General features: G+C 38.4%; 14 protein-coding genes and 1 rRNA gene. All 15 read left to right on the top strand.

The genetic code is table 11. The features are described from left to right. Positions 1–71: 71 nt before the first annotated feature. Complete coding sequence (locus DS830_RS05475) at positions 72–1,571, top strand: glycosyltransferase (RefSeq protein ID WP_118908549.1); 1,500 nt, start codon at positions 72–74, stop codon at positions 1,569–1,571. 107 nt (positions 1,572–1,678) lie between these two features. Continuing rightward, positions 1,679–2,128: an LPXTG cell wall anchor domain-containing protein gene (locus DS830_RS05470; protein WP_118908548.1), complete on the top strand. Its 450-nt coding sequence runs from the start codon at positions 1,679–1,681 to the stop codon at positions 2,126–2,128. A 106-nt stretch (positions 2,129–2,234) separates the two neighbouring features. Further along, positions 2,235–2,951 (top strand): WxL domain-containing protein, encoded by a 717-nt coding sequence (locus DS830_RS05465; protein ID WP_118908547.1) that lies wholly within the window; start codon positions 2,235–2,237, stop codon positions 2,949–2,951. Between the two features lie 127 nt (positions 2,952–3,078). Next, the gene (locus tag DS830_RS05460; protein ID WP_118908546.1) at positions 3,079–4,152 is read left to right on the top strand and encodes a DUF3324 domain-containing protein; all 1,074 of its coding nucleotides are present in this window, start codon (positions 3,079–3,081) and stop codon (positions 4,150–4,152) included. Between the two features lie 99 nt (positions 4,153–4,251). Continuing rightward, positions 4,252–5,304, top strand: a complete 1,053-nt coding sequence (locus tag DS830_RS05455) for a WxL protein host-binding domain-containing protein (RefSeq protein WP_118908545.1) — start codon at positions 4,252–4,254, stop codon at positions 5,302–5,304. 16 nt (positions 5,305–5,320) lie between these two features. Further along, positions 5,321–6,364 (top strand): WxLIP family cell surface protein, encoded by a 1,044-nt coding sequence (locus DS830_RS05450; RefSeq protein WP_118908544.1) that lies wholly within the window; start codon positions 5,321–5,323, stop codon positions 6,362–6,364. Positions 6,365–6,425: 61 nt separating this feature from the next. Beyond that, on the top strand, positions 6,426–7,265 hold the full coding sequence (locus DS830_RS05445; protein ID WP_118908543.1) for a hypothetical protein: 840 nt from the start codon (positions 6,426–6,428) through the stop codon (positions 7,263–7,265). A gap of 72 nt (positions 7,266–7,337) precedes the next feature. Continuing rightward, positions 7,338–8,381, top strand: a complete 1,044-nt coding sequence (locus DS830_RS05440) for a WxL protein host-binding domain-containing protein (RefSeq protein WP_118908542.1) — start codon at positions 7,338–7,340, stop codon at positions 8,379–8,381. Positions 8,382–8,410: 29 nt separating this feature from the next. Continuing rightward, positions 8,411–9,199, top strand: coding sequence for a hypothetical protein (locus DS830_RS05435; RefSeq protein WP_162887530.1), 789 nt, complete (start codon positions 8,411–8,413; stop codon positions 9,197–9,199). A 17-nt stretch (positions 9,200–9,216) separates the two neighbouring features. After that, entirely contained in the window at positions 9,217–10,230 is a 1,014-nt protein-coding gene (locus DS830_RS05430; RefSeq protein ID WP_162887529.1) for a WxL protein host-binding domain-containing protein, read from the top strand. Positions 10,231–10,311: 81 nt separating this feature from the next. Next, on the top strand, positions 10,312–11,136 hold the full coding sequence (locus DS830_RS05425) for a WxL domain-containing protein (RefSeq protein WP_118908539.1): 825 nt from the start codon (positions 10,312–10,314) through the stop codon (positions 11,134–11,136). A 35-nt stretch (positions 11,137–11,171) separates the two neighbouring features. Continuing rightward, positions 11,172–12,221, top strand: a complete 1,050-nt coding sequence (locus tag DS830_RS05420; protein WP_118908538.1) for a WxLIP family cell surface protein — start codon at positions 11,172–11,174, stop codon at positions 12,219–12,221. Between the two features lie 22 nt (positions 12,222–12,243). Then, entirely contained in the window at positions 12,244–13,110 is an 867-nt protein-coding gene (locus DS830_RS05415; protein WP_118908537.1) for a WxL domain-containing protein, read from the top strand. 313 nt (positions 13,111–13,423) lie between these two features. Next, on the top strand, positions 13,424–14,713 hold the full coding sequence (gene serS / locus DS830_RS05410; protein ID WP_118908536.1) for a serine--tRNA ligase: 1,290 nt from the start codon (positions 13,424–13,426) through the stop codon (positions 14,711–14,713). A 308-nt stretch (positions 14,714–15,021) separates the two neighbouring features. Continuing rightward, positions 15,022–16,584: ribosomal RNA gene (locus DS830_RS05405) — 16S ribosomal RNA — on the top strand. Positions 16,585–16,721: the final 137 nt, after the last annotated feature.

Genomic DNA, 16,721 nt, shown 5'->3' with positions numbered 1-16,721 from the left:
CTGGAAGTACGGGGCAATGCTTTTTTGTTCTCAAGGAGTTTGTTATAATATGAGCCAAAGGAGTTGTCAAAATGAATTTTTTTGTGAACGTGGATTTATCCAATGCCAGTTCGGGAATTGAGCATTCGGAGATTAAACGTCTGCGCCTTTTTCAAAAGTACAACCAACCAGCCAAGATTATTACGACATATTATCGAAATAATTGGGCTGCTGGTCCAGGTAAATTTGGCGTTCAGATGGATGAAATTATTAATATTTTTGATTACTTTGGTGACAATGATAATGACTTTTATCGCAGCAATACAATTGAAGAATATTGTCAGAGAAATCATTATATTCAACAACGTTACTTAGGCCAAGATAAAGATGAATTTGGTTATTTGGTTTATACCAATAATGGTCAACAGGCTTTAGTGCGCACTTATGTTTCTAATCAACAAGTATCCTCAGTCGCTTTTGCGCCAGTTGGCAGTCAAAAGCCAGTTTATGGAGAGGCTTATGATGGTCGTGGTTTTCTTTCAGCAAAGTATTATTATGACCAAAATGGTAATGTTAAAAAACAAGAAATTTTAAATACAAAAGGTGAGACCTTTTGTACGCAAGTTTTTAAAGATGATAAGCATGTGGCTTTATATAAGTTACGTTTTCGTGGCCAAAAGTATACTTTTCGAGATTTGCGAGATTTTCAAGCGTTGTTCTTTGATAGTCTTAATCGCGATTACGGAGAAAACAATCTTTTTATTTCAGATCGAGTGGAATGTACAGAAGGTTTAACTCATATGCAGACACCAGCGAAAAAGGTCGTCTACATTCACAATCAGTTTGGCAATAATCCCCGCACTAGCCCACTGACTGGGGGATTGAACTTTAATTATCGCTTTGCATTAGAACATGCAGAATTATTTGATTGGCTGATTTGTCCTTCACAATTTGAAGCTGAAGAAATTAACCAGCGTTTTCAAATTGCAGATAAAGTCATTGCTATTCCGGGAGGAACAGCAATGACTGATGTCCCACAATTAACTATGAAAGAACGTGATCGATATCAAATAATGATGGTGGCACGTATTTCTGGTGAAAAGCAAGTTCCGCAAGCAATTAAGATTTTACAGCAAGTGCGCCAACAAGTTCCTCAAGCTCATTTAGACATTTTTGGCGGCGTTACTGAACAAAAAGAATACGAGCAGGTTAAAAGTTTAATTGGAACAAATAACTTGCGTCATGTCGTGAAGATTCGAGGAATTATTCCTAATCTTGATCCTGAATATGATCAAGCAGGTTTGTTGTTGTTAACTTCTATTAGTGAAGGTTTTCCCTTAACCTTTTTAGAGGCAACTAGTCATGGAGTACCTTTGGTCGCCTATGATTGCCGTTATGGTCCGCGTGATATTATTCAAGATGGTAAAAATGGCTATTTAATTCATCAAGATGATCAAAAAACAGCAGCAGCTAAAATAATTAAAATGATGACTGATGAAAAATTACAACAACAATTGTCTGAAGGGTCCTATCAAACTGCCAAGAGATTCGATGATGAGCACATTTGGAAACTTTGGCAGTCAGTTATTTAAGAATAAATTGTGAATTTTATTTGAAAAAGTGTAGCTTTTTTTAGAAGTTGTGCTATATTGTAATTAGTGCATTACTTCAATTCTGACTTAGTGGGAGGGGTCGTTGAATGAAATATCGTACAAACAGTAATTTCAAGCGACTCACTTTTGGTAAAGTGGCAGGATTGATCTTGGCACTCTTTGTTGTTATAGGAGTTGTAATTGGAATCCATACCACATTAACGTGGGCGGGTACTGGTTATGATTATTCTGGCAATGAAGTTCGACAAGCTCTTCCTGTTGCGGCTAATAAGGGAGAGAACAGCAATATAGGTCATGCAACCGCACAGTCTGATGCGCATGTGCTTGTAACTGATAATGTAAAGCCAACAACCAATGCTCCGGTTAAAACGAGTACACCAGGTGCTGTAAATGTTGTTGAAAATACTAATTACCCAAATACGGGTGATGAAATTAGTTATAGTTCAATTGTATTGGGATTTGCAATGTTGCTAGGTCTAGTTGTGGTTTACCGCAAGAAGTTAATGTCACTGTTTTTAAACTTTAATCGGCGATAATCAAGTGATTTATTATAGAATTATCTTGGCATTTGTTGCTAAGAGTGGTATTCTATAATACAGGATAATTTGATTATCCAAGATATATTTTGGGGAGGAATTATTCATGAAGATGAATAAATTATTTAGTTCAATCGCAGCTTCTGCAATGGTATTGACAGCTTTAGCACCTGCTGCTGTAGCAAATGCTGCATCAGGTAATCCTATGTCAGCTAATGGCAGTGGTGTGGATCCTTATACAGGCAATGCACCTTTAGGTAAAGGTATGGCAACAAGTGCTGCACAAAATGTTCAAGATGGTTCCGCAACAGCAGAATCTGATGCTAGTGTAAATGTTATTGATGGATTTTTAGTTTTAAGAGCAGTTCCTGATTTTGCTTTTGGTGTTACAGCTGCTGATCAAACAATTTCGTTGTTTGATAATAAATCTCTAAAAAATCATGATGGTAATAAAGCAGGATTGTTGACAGTTGTTGATTCTCGTCATTCTGATGGTGTTACAACTACTAAAGATGGTATGGGATTTCGGTTAACTGCTAAGATGGGTAGTTTTACAGATGGTACTAATTCTTCGAAAGATTTTGTATTAAATCTTCCTTCAGTTAATGACAATTCTAAAAAATATGCATTAAATTCTACTGCTACAGCATTAGTTACAGACAAGGAAACTAACGTAGTAACTGCTCCTGAGAAGGCTTCTTATGGTAACCATACTTTCGAATTTGCAGGCCCTAATTCTGGTGTAACATTAGATGTGCCTGATGTTGCTGCTGGTCAGTATAATGCTACAATTGATTGGACACTATATGGCAAGGCTGTATAATAATTAAAAAAGTATTGACTACTTTTGATAAAACCACTACAATCAGTAGTGGTTTTATTTTTTATATTATTGTAATTGGCTGATTTATTTCAGGTATTACATAAATAATAACAAGGAGTTTATATTAATGAAACTTAAAGTACGTAATAAATTGAGTATTGTTTTTTTTACATTAGTACTAGCTTTGCTCGGGGTTTTTACTAGTAGTACTGTTGAGGCGACTGAAACTGGGTATGCTTTAAAGGCTGTATATGGTACTAATCAAGTAGACAAAAACGGTCAGATTGATATTTTTGGTAATCCTGGGCAAACCATACCTGTAACAATTGCTATAGCTAACCAATCTAATGCTGATCAAAGATTTGAAGTGAATTTTTATACTGCAGGAACTTCTGATAATGGTATTTACGAATTTAAGCAAGGTATAAAAAAAGATTCTAGTATGAAGATAAATGCTAAAAACTATGTAAAACCATTAAAACAAATTGTAACAGCTAAGGCTAATAGTATTCAAAATGTTAGTTTTAATATAACTATTCCAACTAACAATTTTTCAGGATACTTAATGGGCGGTATATCAGTTGCTCCTTATAAGCAAAAAGCTAAAACATCTTTAACAAGTAATGGGACTCTGATTAAAAATAAATACAGTCAAGGAATTCCAGTTAAAATTCGTCAAGATCGCAATAACAAAAAAGATCCTAAATTTAGGGTTCTTAAGGTAGTACCCACTGCAAATAAGACCTTGAAGTCACGTGGTGTACTTGCTAATGTACAAAACTACGTCGATGGTTATGTAGGAAATTTGAATGTTAAATCGACTGTTACTCGTCGTCCTGATGATCATAAGTTTAAAGTGAAGGCAACTGCTAATTCACAAGATGTTGCTCCTAACTCTAACTATAATTTAGCAATTGATTGGGGTAAAAAGCCTTTACAAGCAGGTAATTATCACTTGCACATGAAGTATACTACAGATGATAAGACTAAGTCTTGGATTGTCGATAAAGATTTCTCAATTTCTGATGCTGATGCAGCTAAATATAACAAGTTATCTGGTATTAAGCCAAATTATATGTGGCTTTGGATTTTGATTGCTATCTTAGCGCTCTTGTTAGTACTTGGTTTAGGTATTTACTTTGGTCGTCGTAATCAAAACAAACAGCAACCAATGAACAATAATATGAATAATCAAAGATAATTTGATGAAATAATGCAGACACTTTTGATAGTGCCTGCATTTTTTTGTTATAATATGATATCATCAATAGTGACAATCTAAAGGGATTTGATATTAATTATGAAGAAGAGAGTACTAACACTTTTATTAGGATTAATAGGAGTAGTGTTTTGTTTACGTTTATCAGTGACTACAGTATCAGCCGATGTGCAAGATATTACTGTAACGCCAATTATTAATGATTCAGACGTGACGGATAAATTTCAGATTATCGCTCAGCCGAATCATGTCTATCCAGTAAAAATTTCGCTAACCAATTTTGGGGCTGGGATGACTAAGTTGCGTATCCGTCCGACGAACGCTTCTACGGATGCCACAGGTCAAATTATTTATTCAGAAGTTGTTAAATCTGGTTCCAATGGATTAAAAACAGCTTTTCAAGACATGACTAATGCACAAGTGGTAACTTTGAAACCCAATCAAACTAAAGAATTAACCTTTAATATAAAAACCCCACCGGATAAGTTACCAGGTTTTATTATGGGAGGCTTTTATATTTATGACGTTAACCAGCCTAACGCTGGTGGATTAAAGGTGCCTGTATGGATGACTGAAACTAATAAAGCTGTTGGCGGTGTGTTAATCTTAGATGGGATTGAACCCCAGGCTGTTAACCGTAGTCCCTTTATCAATGTTAATTTGAGTAATAATCAGCCCGGATTAATGAAAGATGTTACAGTGCATATGACGCTCAAACGCCGCGGTTTGTTAGAACTGTTTAACCTGGGCTTTAAACCGGTTAATGCCGATCAGGTTTATAAAAAGATTGCACCTAATTCTAATGTGCCAGTAGCCTTTGATCAACAGTCGCTGCCAATTAAGCCCGGTATTTATCAAGCAACGGGGACAGCTCGCAGTGGTAAAACCAAATGGAAATTCTCTGGTAGCTATCGCATTTCGCAACAAGAAGCTGATCGAGTGAATAAGGCTTGTCATAACTTAACTCCTGATAAGACTGTAATGTATTTAATGATTGTTTTGGCTTTGATATTTTTGATAATTTTTGTAATTTGGGGATTGTGGTCCCAGAGTCGCCGCAGCAAGCAATTGGACAACACTTCTCAGCAGACCCCACCAAATTCTGGAGGATATCCACCACACAATCAAGGTTAATTTAAGGAGATTTCTGATGAAAAAAATAACTAAAGTGATGCAAACTATTATACTGATAGTAATAAGTTGTTTCCTGCTAGCAGATAGTGGTTCAGTTATTTTAGCAGCAGAAAACAAGCAATCGACTACACAACAGCCGTCACGTTCTTTTACAGTGAAGGCAATTATTCCAGATAATCAAATCAACAAGCAACTAACTTATTACGATTTACAAACTAAACCTAATCAAAAACAAACTTTAAAATTATTAGTAACTAATTTAGGAACTAAAAAATTAAGGGTTACTGTCCGGATTAATAATGCATATACTTCTCAAAATGGAGTTATTAGCTATGACAAACCCTACGTCAAGCTCTATCAGGCTCAGCAACCGGCTTTATCAGATTTGGTAATCGGTACTCGTTATAAAAAATTAACCCTTGCTCCACAACATTCACAGATTGTAAAATTTACTTATCGAGCACCTAAAAAACAATTTAAGGGCATTATGCTCGGGGGTATTACTGCATCTGCAGGAGTTGGAACTTCTGATAACAAGAATTTAACCATTCAAAATCGCATCCGTTATGTGACCGGAGTTGTGTTGCATTCAGATGCCAGTCCGGTGAAGCCCCATTTAACTTTAGGTCCACGGATTGGAGCTCAATCGCGTAGTATGCAGCCAGGATTGGGCTTTGAGTTGCAAAACGCTCAACCAGTTAATATCAGTCAAATGCAATTACATGTGCGTGTGACGTCTAATAAACACCGTGTACCCGTTCGAAAAATCAATAATGCCCAGATGGCTCCCAATTCGACTTGGGACGCCTTTGTACCTTACAAGAATCTGGCTGCTGGTTCTTACGTTTTACATCTTCAAGTTAAGGCTAAAGGTGGCTTAGAACAAGAATTTACTCGTAAATTTACAATTACTAAAGATCAGCAAAACCAATTGAACAAGAATCAACATTCACGTAATTGGCCGATTGTGACTTGGATTGTTTTGATTATTGTTTTGGGAGTGATATTAGTTATCGGCTACTTGCTATGGGTATATATGCAAGGACGTAAACGTCATTAATTTAACAGATTAATTGGACGTTAGACGAATTAATTGGTATAATCAAAAAGAGGTGTATGACGTGAAAAAGTGGGAAAAGCGATTTTTATATGGTTGCAGTGCGGCTTTATGTCTATCTGCATTTGCAGTTCAGCCAACTAGTTCAGCTTTAGCAGATAGTAATCCTGTCGGTTATCTTTCGGGGACAGCTTCTGGTAATACTTCCGGTGAGACTAATGTAACGGTAGAATTTACGCAAGCAAACGTTTATATTGAGCGTATGCCCAACTTCGATTTTGGAAATAAGCATAGCCTAATTGATGATGAAAATGTCTCGTTATATAGTGATAATGCGACCCAACGTTCTTTAGTTGTAAGTTCTGACGCTAATGTTGACTTCAGTGTCGAAGTTTCAGCTCCTAGTGGTGTTCCGTATATGTGGGATACTGACAAGAAACAGTCAATTAAATATGATTATTCTCACAAATTTGCTTCATTAAGTTTTGCCCCAAATGCATCAGGTCAAATTACTAATACTAATATTGATGACATTAATGATAATTCTAAATGGGTTCTTGCTGATGTTAAGGGAACTGGATCTGATTCAAATAAAAATCCTAGAACAACTCGTGCTCCTGCGATTGATTTAGGGGTTTTTTCACCCACAGACACTCATACTGACAGTGATCGAATCTTATTTGTCAAAGGTTCAACCAATAATAGTGGTTCTGACGGGGGACGTTTTGGAGTATCTTTTGCTAATAAAAAAAGTGCCCAAATGAGTTTGAATCCTCAGGCAATGCAACATTTCCGAACCGAAGTTTTAGGAACTCATAATGGTGAGACACATAAACATGTCAATGTTGTTTTTCCATTACAATGGACAGCAACGATTAATCCGAGTGCTATTATTCAACCTTAATAATAGTCAATTTTAATATCTTAATTTGCATGAAGGCAGCCTTGAAAGCTGTCTTTCTTTTTAGAGGATAGTATGAGTCATTGGAAAAGAACAATTGTTTTAGTATTTAGTTTAATATTTTGTTTATGGCGACTTTCAAATATTGTATCTGCTGCGGGGAGTACTTTTACAGTAGTACCTAAAGGATCTCCTAATCAAATTGGTTCCCCTCAACAAGGTTGGTATTTGCGGGTTCAGCCTAATACTGATTATCAGTTAAAGTTTCAACTGGGAAATGCGACCAATACTACGAATGTCATTGAAGTAACACCAGTTATTACACAGACAAGTCCATCTTTGCAACTCAGCCTTAATAATCCACAAGCTGCTCCCGGTCCAAAATCGCAATATGATTTTCGTAAGTTAACCCAAAGCAAAGTGATTACTTTAAAGCCACAGCAAATTGTGACCGATTCAATCACTGTTCATGTACCGGCAACTGGAGTGCAAGGAATTGTGATGGGGGGAGTTTTATTTCGTTCGCAGTCAGACGTTCAAAATCAACTCAATCGTTTGAAATCTAAAAAAAACACTCAAGCTCAGTCATCTACAATTTCCACAGCTGCAATTAGTTATGGCGCCTATTTACAACAGGATATGACACGGTTACTAGTGCATCTTAAGTTAGGCGCGCCGCAATTAACTTTAAATAATCAACAGCCAATCTTGAGCACGCCACTCAAAAACACTACAGCATATCCTTTTTTACAAGGTAAAGTAACCTTAGCAGTGACTAATCAGCAAAACCGTGCGTTAAACTTTCAACAAACGGTTGATAATATTAATATTGCTGCCAACTCCAGTACCAATTGGAATATTCCGTGGCAAAAGGGTCCTTTATTAGCCGGAAAATATTATTTGAAATATACTTTTACTAATCCACGCATGCATTATGTCTTCAAGAAAACGTTAATTTTAAGTCAAACAGATGTGGATAAGCTGAATAAGTATCTGCCTAAAAGTCAGCGTAACTATTGGATTATGCTTACAGTGATTGTGATTATCCTGGTGGCGTTATTAATTTTATTAACTTTTTTGGTTTATCATTATGGCTTACATAAAGCAAGGTCAAAATAAGTTTTACTTTTATGCAAGGATGTCTTAAAATGATAATTGAGAGAGTCATGGGGGGATTATTTGTGCAATTAAAAACTAAGATTACGTTAACTGCCAGTGCAACTTTGTTAGCTTTAACACCAGCCTTATTAGCAACAACACAACAATTAGTACAAGCTGATAGCAGCAGCGCTTTATCAGGATACTCACAATTGACACCGGGTCATGAAAATAGTTATCAATCGGCATCAGCCGCATCTTCTGGGGGACAGTCTTTTACAGGGATTGGCTTTAGCGATCAGTTTTTGACGAATCCGATTACTTTAGCTGCAGTGCCTAACTTTGACTTTGGTTATCACAAGAAAACTGAGGGCAAAGATAGCTTTCCTTTAGTTGATGGTGCATCTAAACGCTATTTAATAGTTGATGACAAGAATGGCCTCCTAAATTGGAATGTATCGGCCCAATTAGGTACCAATACTGCAAATCTTTCTTCTAGTTCTACAATTAAAGATGCAGATGTTTCGATTGCTTTAGGTGGTACTAGCAGTCCAGCGGTTAATCCGACTGTGCAAACGGGGACTTGGTTGAACAATTCCATAAACCCTATAAGTGCTGTTAAAACAGATGGTTTAAGTTTTCCAGGAGCTATTTTAAATACAACTAATCCTGTTGTTGTTTTTTCTCATATAGCCGGTTCTGGAACGCCCCAACAAGCGGGGGTCCTTAATTTTAATGATCCCAATTCTGCTTGGTTTATGTACGAGAAAACCAAGCAACCTGTTACTTCTGCTAAGTATGTTGCCCCAATTACTTGGACATTATCTGTGACCGCTTAATGGATAGAGGTTTCTTAATGAAAATAATAAAGAACTTAATTACACTAATCGTGACTTTAGGTTGGTGTCTTTTTTTTAATTATCATTTGGTCCAAGCTGAAGGCATGCCTGTCACAGTTCAATTACAACTGCCAGCAAATAATAAATCAACTGGGGTTGTTAATTTAGATGTTCAACCGCAGCAAATTGTAAATTTTGCGGTTTTACTGCGTAATTCCAGTAACAACTCTGTAAAAATTCAAATAGCACCCGGAGTTGCTAAAACTAATGAGAATGGAGCCATATTTTTGGGTGATAGTAGCCGCAAGGGCATGGACAGCTCTTGGCATTATCATTTGCGTGATCTGGGCTTTCATTCACGAACTATTACCGTTGCTCCGCAAAGTACTAAGAAAATATCAGTGCAATTGACTATTCCTAAGTATCAAGGAAGTATCTCGGGCTCAATTATTGTACGACCTGTTGTTAGCCGACAAGCACAAGAAACTAATCAAATTCAGCAAGCCTATGGAGTCTTGTTAAATGTTGGCCACTATGATCAATTATCGCCCAAAATTAGTCTTGGACCACTTCAAGTACGTTCACAAGGTGGGCATTCAGTCACGATTTGCCCGATTCATAATCAAAGACCAATTTATTATGGAAATGGTGCGCTTGATTATCGAGGACAAATTATCAATAGCAAGCACCAACCAATCACGAAGGTGCATTTGTCTCAAGCAGCACTGGCTGCCAATTCTATTTTGCCGCTAACCTTGGATTGGGGTGAGCAACCAATAAAAGCTGGGAATTATCTCTTTAAGGCTCAAGTACGCGAAGGTCAGCATTATTGGCATTTTAAGCGTCATTTCACAATTACTAACCAACAAGCAGTTAAGCTTAATCAAAAAAATCTTAATCTCAAGCCAGATCATCGACCATTAATTATTACCCTTATTGCAATCGCCTTAGTTGCAATTGCTCTGTTTTTTTGGTTAGTTTTCTGGTATGCTAAGAACAAGGGAGCAGTTAAAGCTTCTAAGAATAGATAAAATTTGCTTTATTTATTGACAATTATAGCTTATAATTGTAATGATATCTAAAGATACAAATTATCGAGGGGGATTTTAATTATGCGTATTAAAGAAATAAGTATGGCCGCAAGTGCTTTGGCAATGTTTGGCGTTGTTGCTCCATTAGCTGCTCAAACAGTAAGCGCTGCTGGTCCATCATCAGCTTTATCAGGTGTTGCAGGTGTTACTGACTATTCTGGTTCTGAAATTATAAATAATTCAGCTTCAGCTGATGCTAATGGTAGTGGTAAAGCTACTGGTAAGTCTCAGGCTGGTATTGGGTTTGAGTCTGGTGATTTGATTCTTTATCAAGTACCTAACTTTGACTTTGGTAAGAATAATAAAATCGGTGTTGGTACATTTGATATGCTTGATTCAGTTCCAAATAATAACAGTAACCGGATGGCAGTTATCGTAGATAATCGATTTACTGATCCTACTGCTGTAGGTGCTAAAAATTATAATTGGACACTGTCTGCTCAAGCTGATGATTTTACAGATACTGCTGATCATACTAAAACATTAGATACTACAGTTGCTAAGATTGTTATTAATGATAGCAATTCTACTGGGAAAGTAGAATATAACAAACCTAAGGATCAAAACGGCCCACATAGTACTGGAAATATTTATGAAATTGCTGGTACACCTGGGGCCTTACCAACTGGTTTGAAGATGGGTAATGATATTGTTATTTCTGGCAATACTCCAGCTACAGTTGCGACTGCTGACAAAAATACACAGCCAGGAGCTACAGGTTTAGTATTTACTAAAAATGATAGTGCAGTTTTACAAACAATTGCTGGTGGAACAAATAAGTTAGTTCCAAATCATGTTTATGTTGCACCAATTACTTGGACATTGACAGCTTCTCCTCTTCAATAAGCTTTAAACTAAGTCAAATGATAGGAGATTAGCTTGTGCAGAAATTAGTGCGATATTGTTTTTTTATATTATTTAGTGTTATGACTTGGTTCGCACTGGCAACGCCGGCACAGGCCGCTATTAGTGGTGCTGCCGGCTTTTCTGTTGAACCAGTTAGTGACGATGCAGATAAGACGGATTATTTTGAATTGAATGTTCAACCGGGTCAAAGCTATCCGTTAAAGTTAAAATTGACCAATAATCTTGGTCAGGCCATTAAAATAACAGTTGTGCCCACAGTAGCTGGTACTTCTGATAATGGACAAATCAATTACACGAATCTCACCAAGAAGCGCGATTCAAGTTTGAAGTACGATTGGACTAAGATGGGTCCAACGCGTCAAACAGTGACGGTCCAGCCTGGTCAAAGTCAAGAAGTAACTGAGACACTTACTGTGCCTCAAGGCAATTTTAATGGAGTTATGTTAGGAAGCTTTTATGTTTATTCACCGACAGTCAATAAAAAATTAAAAAAAGATTCTTTAAAGAAGAATCGAAAGATGGCAATTACAAATCTTTATTCATATTCTGTTGGGGCCATGTTTAATATCGGAGATATTGACAAAGCGCAACCTGATTTGCGTTTACGTAATATTAAGGTGGGACTGTTTAAGGTTGATCCGGCAGTTTTTATTAATTTACAAAATTTTCAGCCTAAATACATCAGTAATCATAAGATGCAGGTTCATGCTCGCATTTATCCACGGAAAAGTAATAAGTTAGTAGTTCAAAATAAGCAAACACAAATGAGCTTTGCCCCTAATTCGAATTTTAACTTTCCTGTAAGTTGGGGTGGCAAACGGATGCAAGCCGGTGATTATCAAGCCCGAGTTCGAGTTCGTACACCAGAACGCAGCTGGTATTTTACCAAGAATTTTACTATTTCGCCAGCTGATGCTGATCGACTTAATCGAGCTAACCCGAATTATCACAAGAACTATTGGCCTTTGATTCTAATAATTGTTTTAATTATTTTACTATTGATTGCTTTACTATTCTATTGGTTCTATAAGAAGGGTCAAAACCAAGTTCAGCAGAACAAGTAGTAATGGGGGGAGATGTCTATTAATGCGAAAATTAACACAGGCACTAGCTTTGAGTGCAGTTGCATGTTCAACCCTTGCATCCACTACTCCTGCTTTTGCCGCTCGTAGTGCTGCTTTAGATGGTGTTGGCTCGAGTGCTATTTTGAATTCATCAGCTGTTGCGAATGGAAATAGTACTGATGGGTACGCTTCCGGACAATCACAAGCAGGTGTTGCTTTTGAAGAGGGCTCACTGTACTTGTATGGTAATCCTAGTTTTAACTTTGGAACCCATCTATGGTCTGCAGATAAAACCTGGGATTTGTTGCCTAGTGGAGCTGCCAATAGTAGTGGAACTGTTACAAAACAAAATGATATTAAGGCCAATAGTATAGCGGTTGGTGATTTTCGTAGCTATAATAAACGCGGATGGTCTTTGAATGTTAATGTAACTAAATTCGTTAATGTGAAAAATTCTAAAGAAGTTCAACCTATTCGTGCAATGATTTTTCATCATGCAAGCTTAATGAACGGTAAGTTTAAGGTTCCAGTTAGTGATGAAGCTATTCAAAAGTCAATGTTTGATTTTCATGATGCTCATGATTCTCAGGGGAATTTGCCGAGTGATGCACCTGCTAATATATTAGGAAGTGATTCTCATCCTGATATTTCTGTTGTCCCAAAAGGTGATTATGGATCACCCGTCAAGGGAAACGAAGCAGTCATTTGGAACGCCAATCCTGGAGATGTTAATGACCCAAGTAATCCTGTCCAAGGCAAAAGTGTCTGGGGATTATCATTCGTTGATAAGGGTGATGTGCAGCTAATTCCGGTTAATCAGATAGATCAATTGCCTGGAGATTATCGAGCACAATTAACTTGGACTTTATCTACTACACCATTGCCTTAAGTTCAAAAGCTAAATCTTGGGATTTAGCTTTTTTTGTTAGTTGTTGCATTTTTGGATTAAATAGCTTATTATCATAATTAGATTAACGCAAAATACCTTTAGAGTTACGAACAGAGAATCAGGTGTTAGCTGAGAGCTTGATTAACTCATCTTCCAGTATTTGAAGCGGATAACAACTGAAGTTATACGGAGCTGCCGTTATCAGCGTTAAAGTGCAGTATTTGATGCTGAATTTGGGTGGTACCGCGAATAAGCTGATTCGTCCCTTAGTGGGGATGAGTTGGCTTTTTTATTTTATAAAGGAGATTTGATGATGTTAGATATTAAATTGATTAGAAAAGATCCTAAATGGGCTAAGGAAAAGTTAGCCGCACGTAATGTCGGACCAGAACAAATTGATGATTTATTAGAATTAGATGCACAACGCCGGCAATTATTGACCCAAACTGAAGATTTGAAGGCCAAGCGCAACGAAGTTTCACAACAAATTGCACAGGTTAAACGCAATCATGGCGATGCTAGTGAACAAATTGCTGCGATGAAACAAGTCGGTGAACAAATAAAAGAATTAGATGCGCAATTGGAAAAAGTAGAGAAATCTACAGAATACATTTTAGTTCGTTTACCTAATTTTCCCGATGATTCTGTGCCTGTTGGTCCTGATGAATCTTATAATGTTGAAGTACGTAAGTGGGAGCAGCCACGAAAGTTTGACTTTGAACCCAAAGCTCATTGGGAACTTGGCGAAAATTTAGGTATTTTGGATTTTGAACGTGCTGCAAAAGTTGCGGGCAGCCGCTTTGTTTATTATTTAGGAATGGGTGCTCAATTAGAACGTGCAATTTACAATTTTATGTTAGATGAGCACCAAAAAGATGGCTATACTGAAGTTATTCCGCCATACATGGTAAATGAAGATTCCATGTTTGGTACCAGTCAATTTCCTAAATTTACTGAAGATGTTTATACCGTTATTGATGAAGAACGTCCTTTAACGTTGATTCCAACTGCTGAAGTACCATTGACCAATTATTACCGTGGAGAAATTTTGAGCGAAGAACAATTACCCACTTATTTGACAGCCTTGACACCATGTTTTCGCTCAGAAGCTGGTTCTGCAGGTCGTGATACTCGGGGATTAATCCGGATGCATCAATTTAACAAGGTAGAAATGGTCAAATATTGCAAGCCAGAAGATTCTTGGGAAGAATTAGAAAAATTGACTGCTAATGCTGAAAATATTTTACAAAAATTAGAATTGCCATATCATGTAATCACTTTAGCCAGTGGCGATGCTAGCTTTAGTTCGGCCAAAACTTATGATCTTGAAGTTTGGATGCCCCAGCAAAACACCTATCGAGAAATTTCTAGTTGTTCAAATTGTACTGATTTCCAGGCACGACGTTCCCAGATTCGTTATCGTGACGAAAATGGTAAATTGAATTTTGTTCATACTCTCAACGGTTCAGGTTTAGCTGTGGGCAGAACATTAGCTGCTATTTTGGAAAATTATCAAAATGCAGACGGTTCAGTTGATATACCTAAGGCTTTAATACCTTATATGAATGGGGTAAAACGGCTTCAAGTAAAAAAATCTGAATAAAAATAAAAAAAGATCAAAATAGCTGTTGACAAGAGGAGGTAATCTTGGTAAGATATTTTCTGTTGTCACGGAGAGCAAAAAGAGAGCTAAAAGAACAAAGCGATAAAGATAAAAAAAGTTCTTGACAAGCCACCGAGCAGCTGATATAATAAAACAGCTGCTAAATGACAGCGAAGGTTGATCTTTGAAAACTGAATAAAGTTTCTAAACGCAAAAGTGCAGGGTTCAATAAGAACCTGTCAATGAGAAAAGCAATAAAGAAAAGACAAGAACGCGAGTTCAAGTCATGAGCAAGAGAAAGAACTACAAAAAATGAGAGTTTGATCCTGGCTCAGGACGAACGCTGGCGGCGTGCCTAATACATGCAAGTCGAGCGAGTGAAGTTAAGGAAGCCTTCGGGCGGAATTAATGGAACGAGCGGCGGATGGGTGAGTAACACGTAGGTAACCTACCCTAAAGCGGGGGATACCATCTGGAAACAGGTGCTAATACCGCATAAACCTTCTGGTCACATGACGAGAAGTTGAAAGACGGTTTCGGCTGTCACTTTAGGATGGACCTGCGGCGTATTAGCTAGTTGGTGGAGTAACGGTTCACCAAGGCAATGATACGTAGCCGACCTGAGAGGGTAATCGGCCACATTGGGACTGAGACACGGCCCAAACTCCTACGGGAGGCAGCAGTAGGGAATCTTCCACAATGGACGCAAGTCTGATGGAGCAACGCCGCGTGGATGAAGAAGGTTTTCGGATCGTAAAATCCTGTTGTTGAAGAAGAACGGGTGTGAGAGTAACTGCTCACATCGTGACGGTAATCAACCAGAAAGTCACGGCTAACTACGTGCCAGCAGCCGCGGTAATACGTAGGTGGCAAGCGTTGTCCGGATTTATTGGGCGTAAAGGGAGCGCAGGCGGTCTGTTAAGTCTGAATGTGAAAGCCCTCAGCTTAACTGAGGAAGAGCATCAGAAACTGGCAGACTTGAGTGCAGAAGAGGAGAGTGGAACTCCATGTGTAGCGGTGAAATGCGTAGATATATGGAAGAACACCAGTGGCGAAGGCGGCTCTCTGGTCTGTAACTGACGCTGAGGCTCGAAAGCATGGGTAGCGAACAGGATTAGATACCCTGGTAGTCCATGCCGTAAACGATGAGTGCTAAGTGTTGGGAGGTTTCCGCCTCTCAGTGCTGCAGCTAACGCATTAAGCACTCCGCCTGGGGAGTACGACCGCAAGGTTGAAACTCAAAGGAATTGACGGGGGCCCGCACAAGCGGTGGAGCATGTGGTTTAATTCGAAGCAACGCGAAGAACCTTACCAGGTCTTGACATCTCCTGCAAGTCTAAGAGATTAGAGGTTCCCTTCGGGGACAGGAAGACAGGTGGTGCATGGTTGTCGTCAGCTCGTGTCGTGAGATGTTGGGTTAAGTCCCGCAACGAGCGCAACCCTTGTTACTAGTTGCCAGCATTAAGTTGGGCACTCTAGTGAGACTGCCGGTGACAAACCGGAGGAAGGTGGGGACGACGTCAAATCATCATGCCCCTTATGACCTGGGCTACACACGTGCTACAATGGATGGTACAATGAGAAGCGAACTCGCGAGGGCAAGCAGATCTCTTAAAACCATTCTCAGTTCGGATTGCAGGCTGCAACTCGCCTGCATGAAGCTGGAATCGCTAGTAATCGCGGATCAGCATGCCGCGGTGAATACGTTCCCGGGCCTTGTACACACCGCCCGTCACACCATGAGAGTTTGTAACACCCAAAGCCGGTGGGGTAACCCGTAAGGGAGCCAGCCGTCTAAGGTGGGACAAATGATTAGGGTGAAGTCGTAACAAGGTAGCCGTAGGAGAACCTGCGGCTGGATCACCTCCTTTCTAAGGAAAATAAACGGAAGCACTTTTGTGGAAACTTTGTTCAGTTTTGAGAGGTCAACTCTCAAACAAAAGAAACTTTGAACCTTGAAAACTGAATATTAAGAGAAACGATATGCAAAAGTATATCACCGAGAAAC

It is taken from the genome of Bombilactobacillus bombi (assembly GCF_003522965.1).
GTDB classification, from domain to species: domain Bacteria; phylum Bacillota; class Bacilli; order Lactobacillales; family Lactobacillaceae; genus Bombilactobacillus; species Bombilactobacillus bombi.
Note: the sequence above shows the minus strand (reverse complement) of the source record. Positions and strands in the feature narration are given on the sequence as shown.

Excerpts from the sequence above, each read along its gene's own strand:
- DS830_RS05415 (WP_118908537.1), top strand. The coding sequence starts at position 12,244 with ATGCGAAAATTAACACAGGCACTAGCTTTGAGTGCAGTTGCATGTTCA.
- DS830_RS05475 (WP_118908549.1), top strand. The coding sequence starts at position 72 with ATGAATTTTTTTGTGAACGTGGATTTATCCAATGCCAGTTCGGGAATT.
- DS830_RS05450 (WP_118908544.1), top strand. The coding sequence starts at position 5,321 with ATGAAAAAAATAACTAAAGTGATGCAAACTATTATACTGATAGTAATA.
- DS830_RS05460 (WP_118908546.1), top strand. The coding sequence starts at position 3,079 with ATGAAACTTAAAGTACGTAATAAATTGAGTATTGTTTTTTTTACATTA.
- DS830_RS05430 (WP_162887529.1), top strand. The coding sequence starts at position 9,217 with ATGAAAATAATAAAGAACTTAATTACACTAATCGTGACTTTAGGTTGG.
- serS (WP_118908536.1), top strand. The coding sequence starts at position 13,424 with ATGTTAGATATTAAATTGATTAGAAAAGATCCTAAATGGGCTAAGGAA.
- DS830_RS05455 (WP_118908545.1), top strand. The coding sequence starts at position 4,252 with ATGAAGAAGAGAGTACTAACACTTTTATTAGGATTAATAGGAGTAGTG.
- DS830_RS05435 (WP_162887530.1), top strand. The coding sequence starts at position 8,411 with ATGATAATTGAGAGAGTCATGGGGGGATTATTTGTGCAATTAAAAACT.
- DS830_RS05470 (WP_118908548.1), top strand. The coding sequence starts at position 1,679 with ATGAAATATCGTACAAACAGTAATTTCAAGCGACTCACTTTTGGTAAA.
- DS830_RS05465 (WP_118908547.1), top strand. The coding sequence starts at position 2,235 with ATGAAGATGAATAAATTATTTAGTTCAATCGCAGCTTCTGCAATGGTA.
- DS830_RS05440 (WP_118908542.1), top strand. The coding sequence starts at position 7,338 with ATGAGTCATTGGAAAAGAACAATTGTTTTAGTATTTAGTTTAATATTT.
- DS830_RS05425 (WP_118908539.1), top strand. The coding sequence starts at position 10,312 with ATGCGTATTAAAGAAATAAGTATGGCCGCAAGTGCTTTGGCAATGTTT.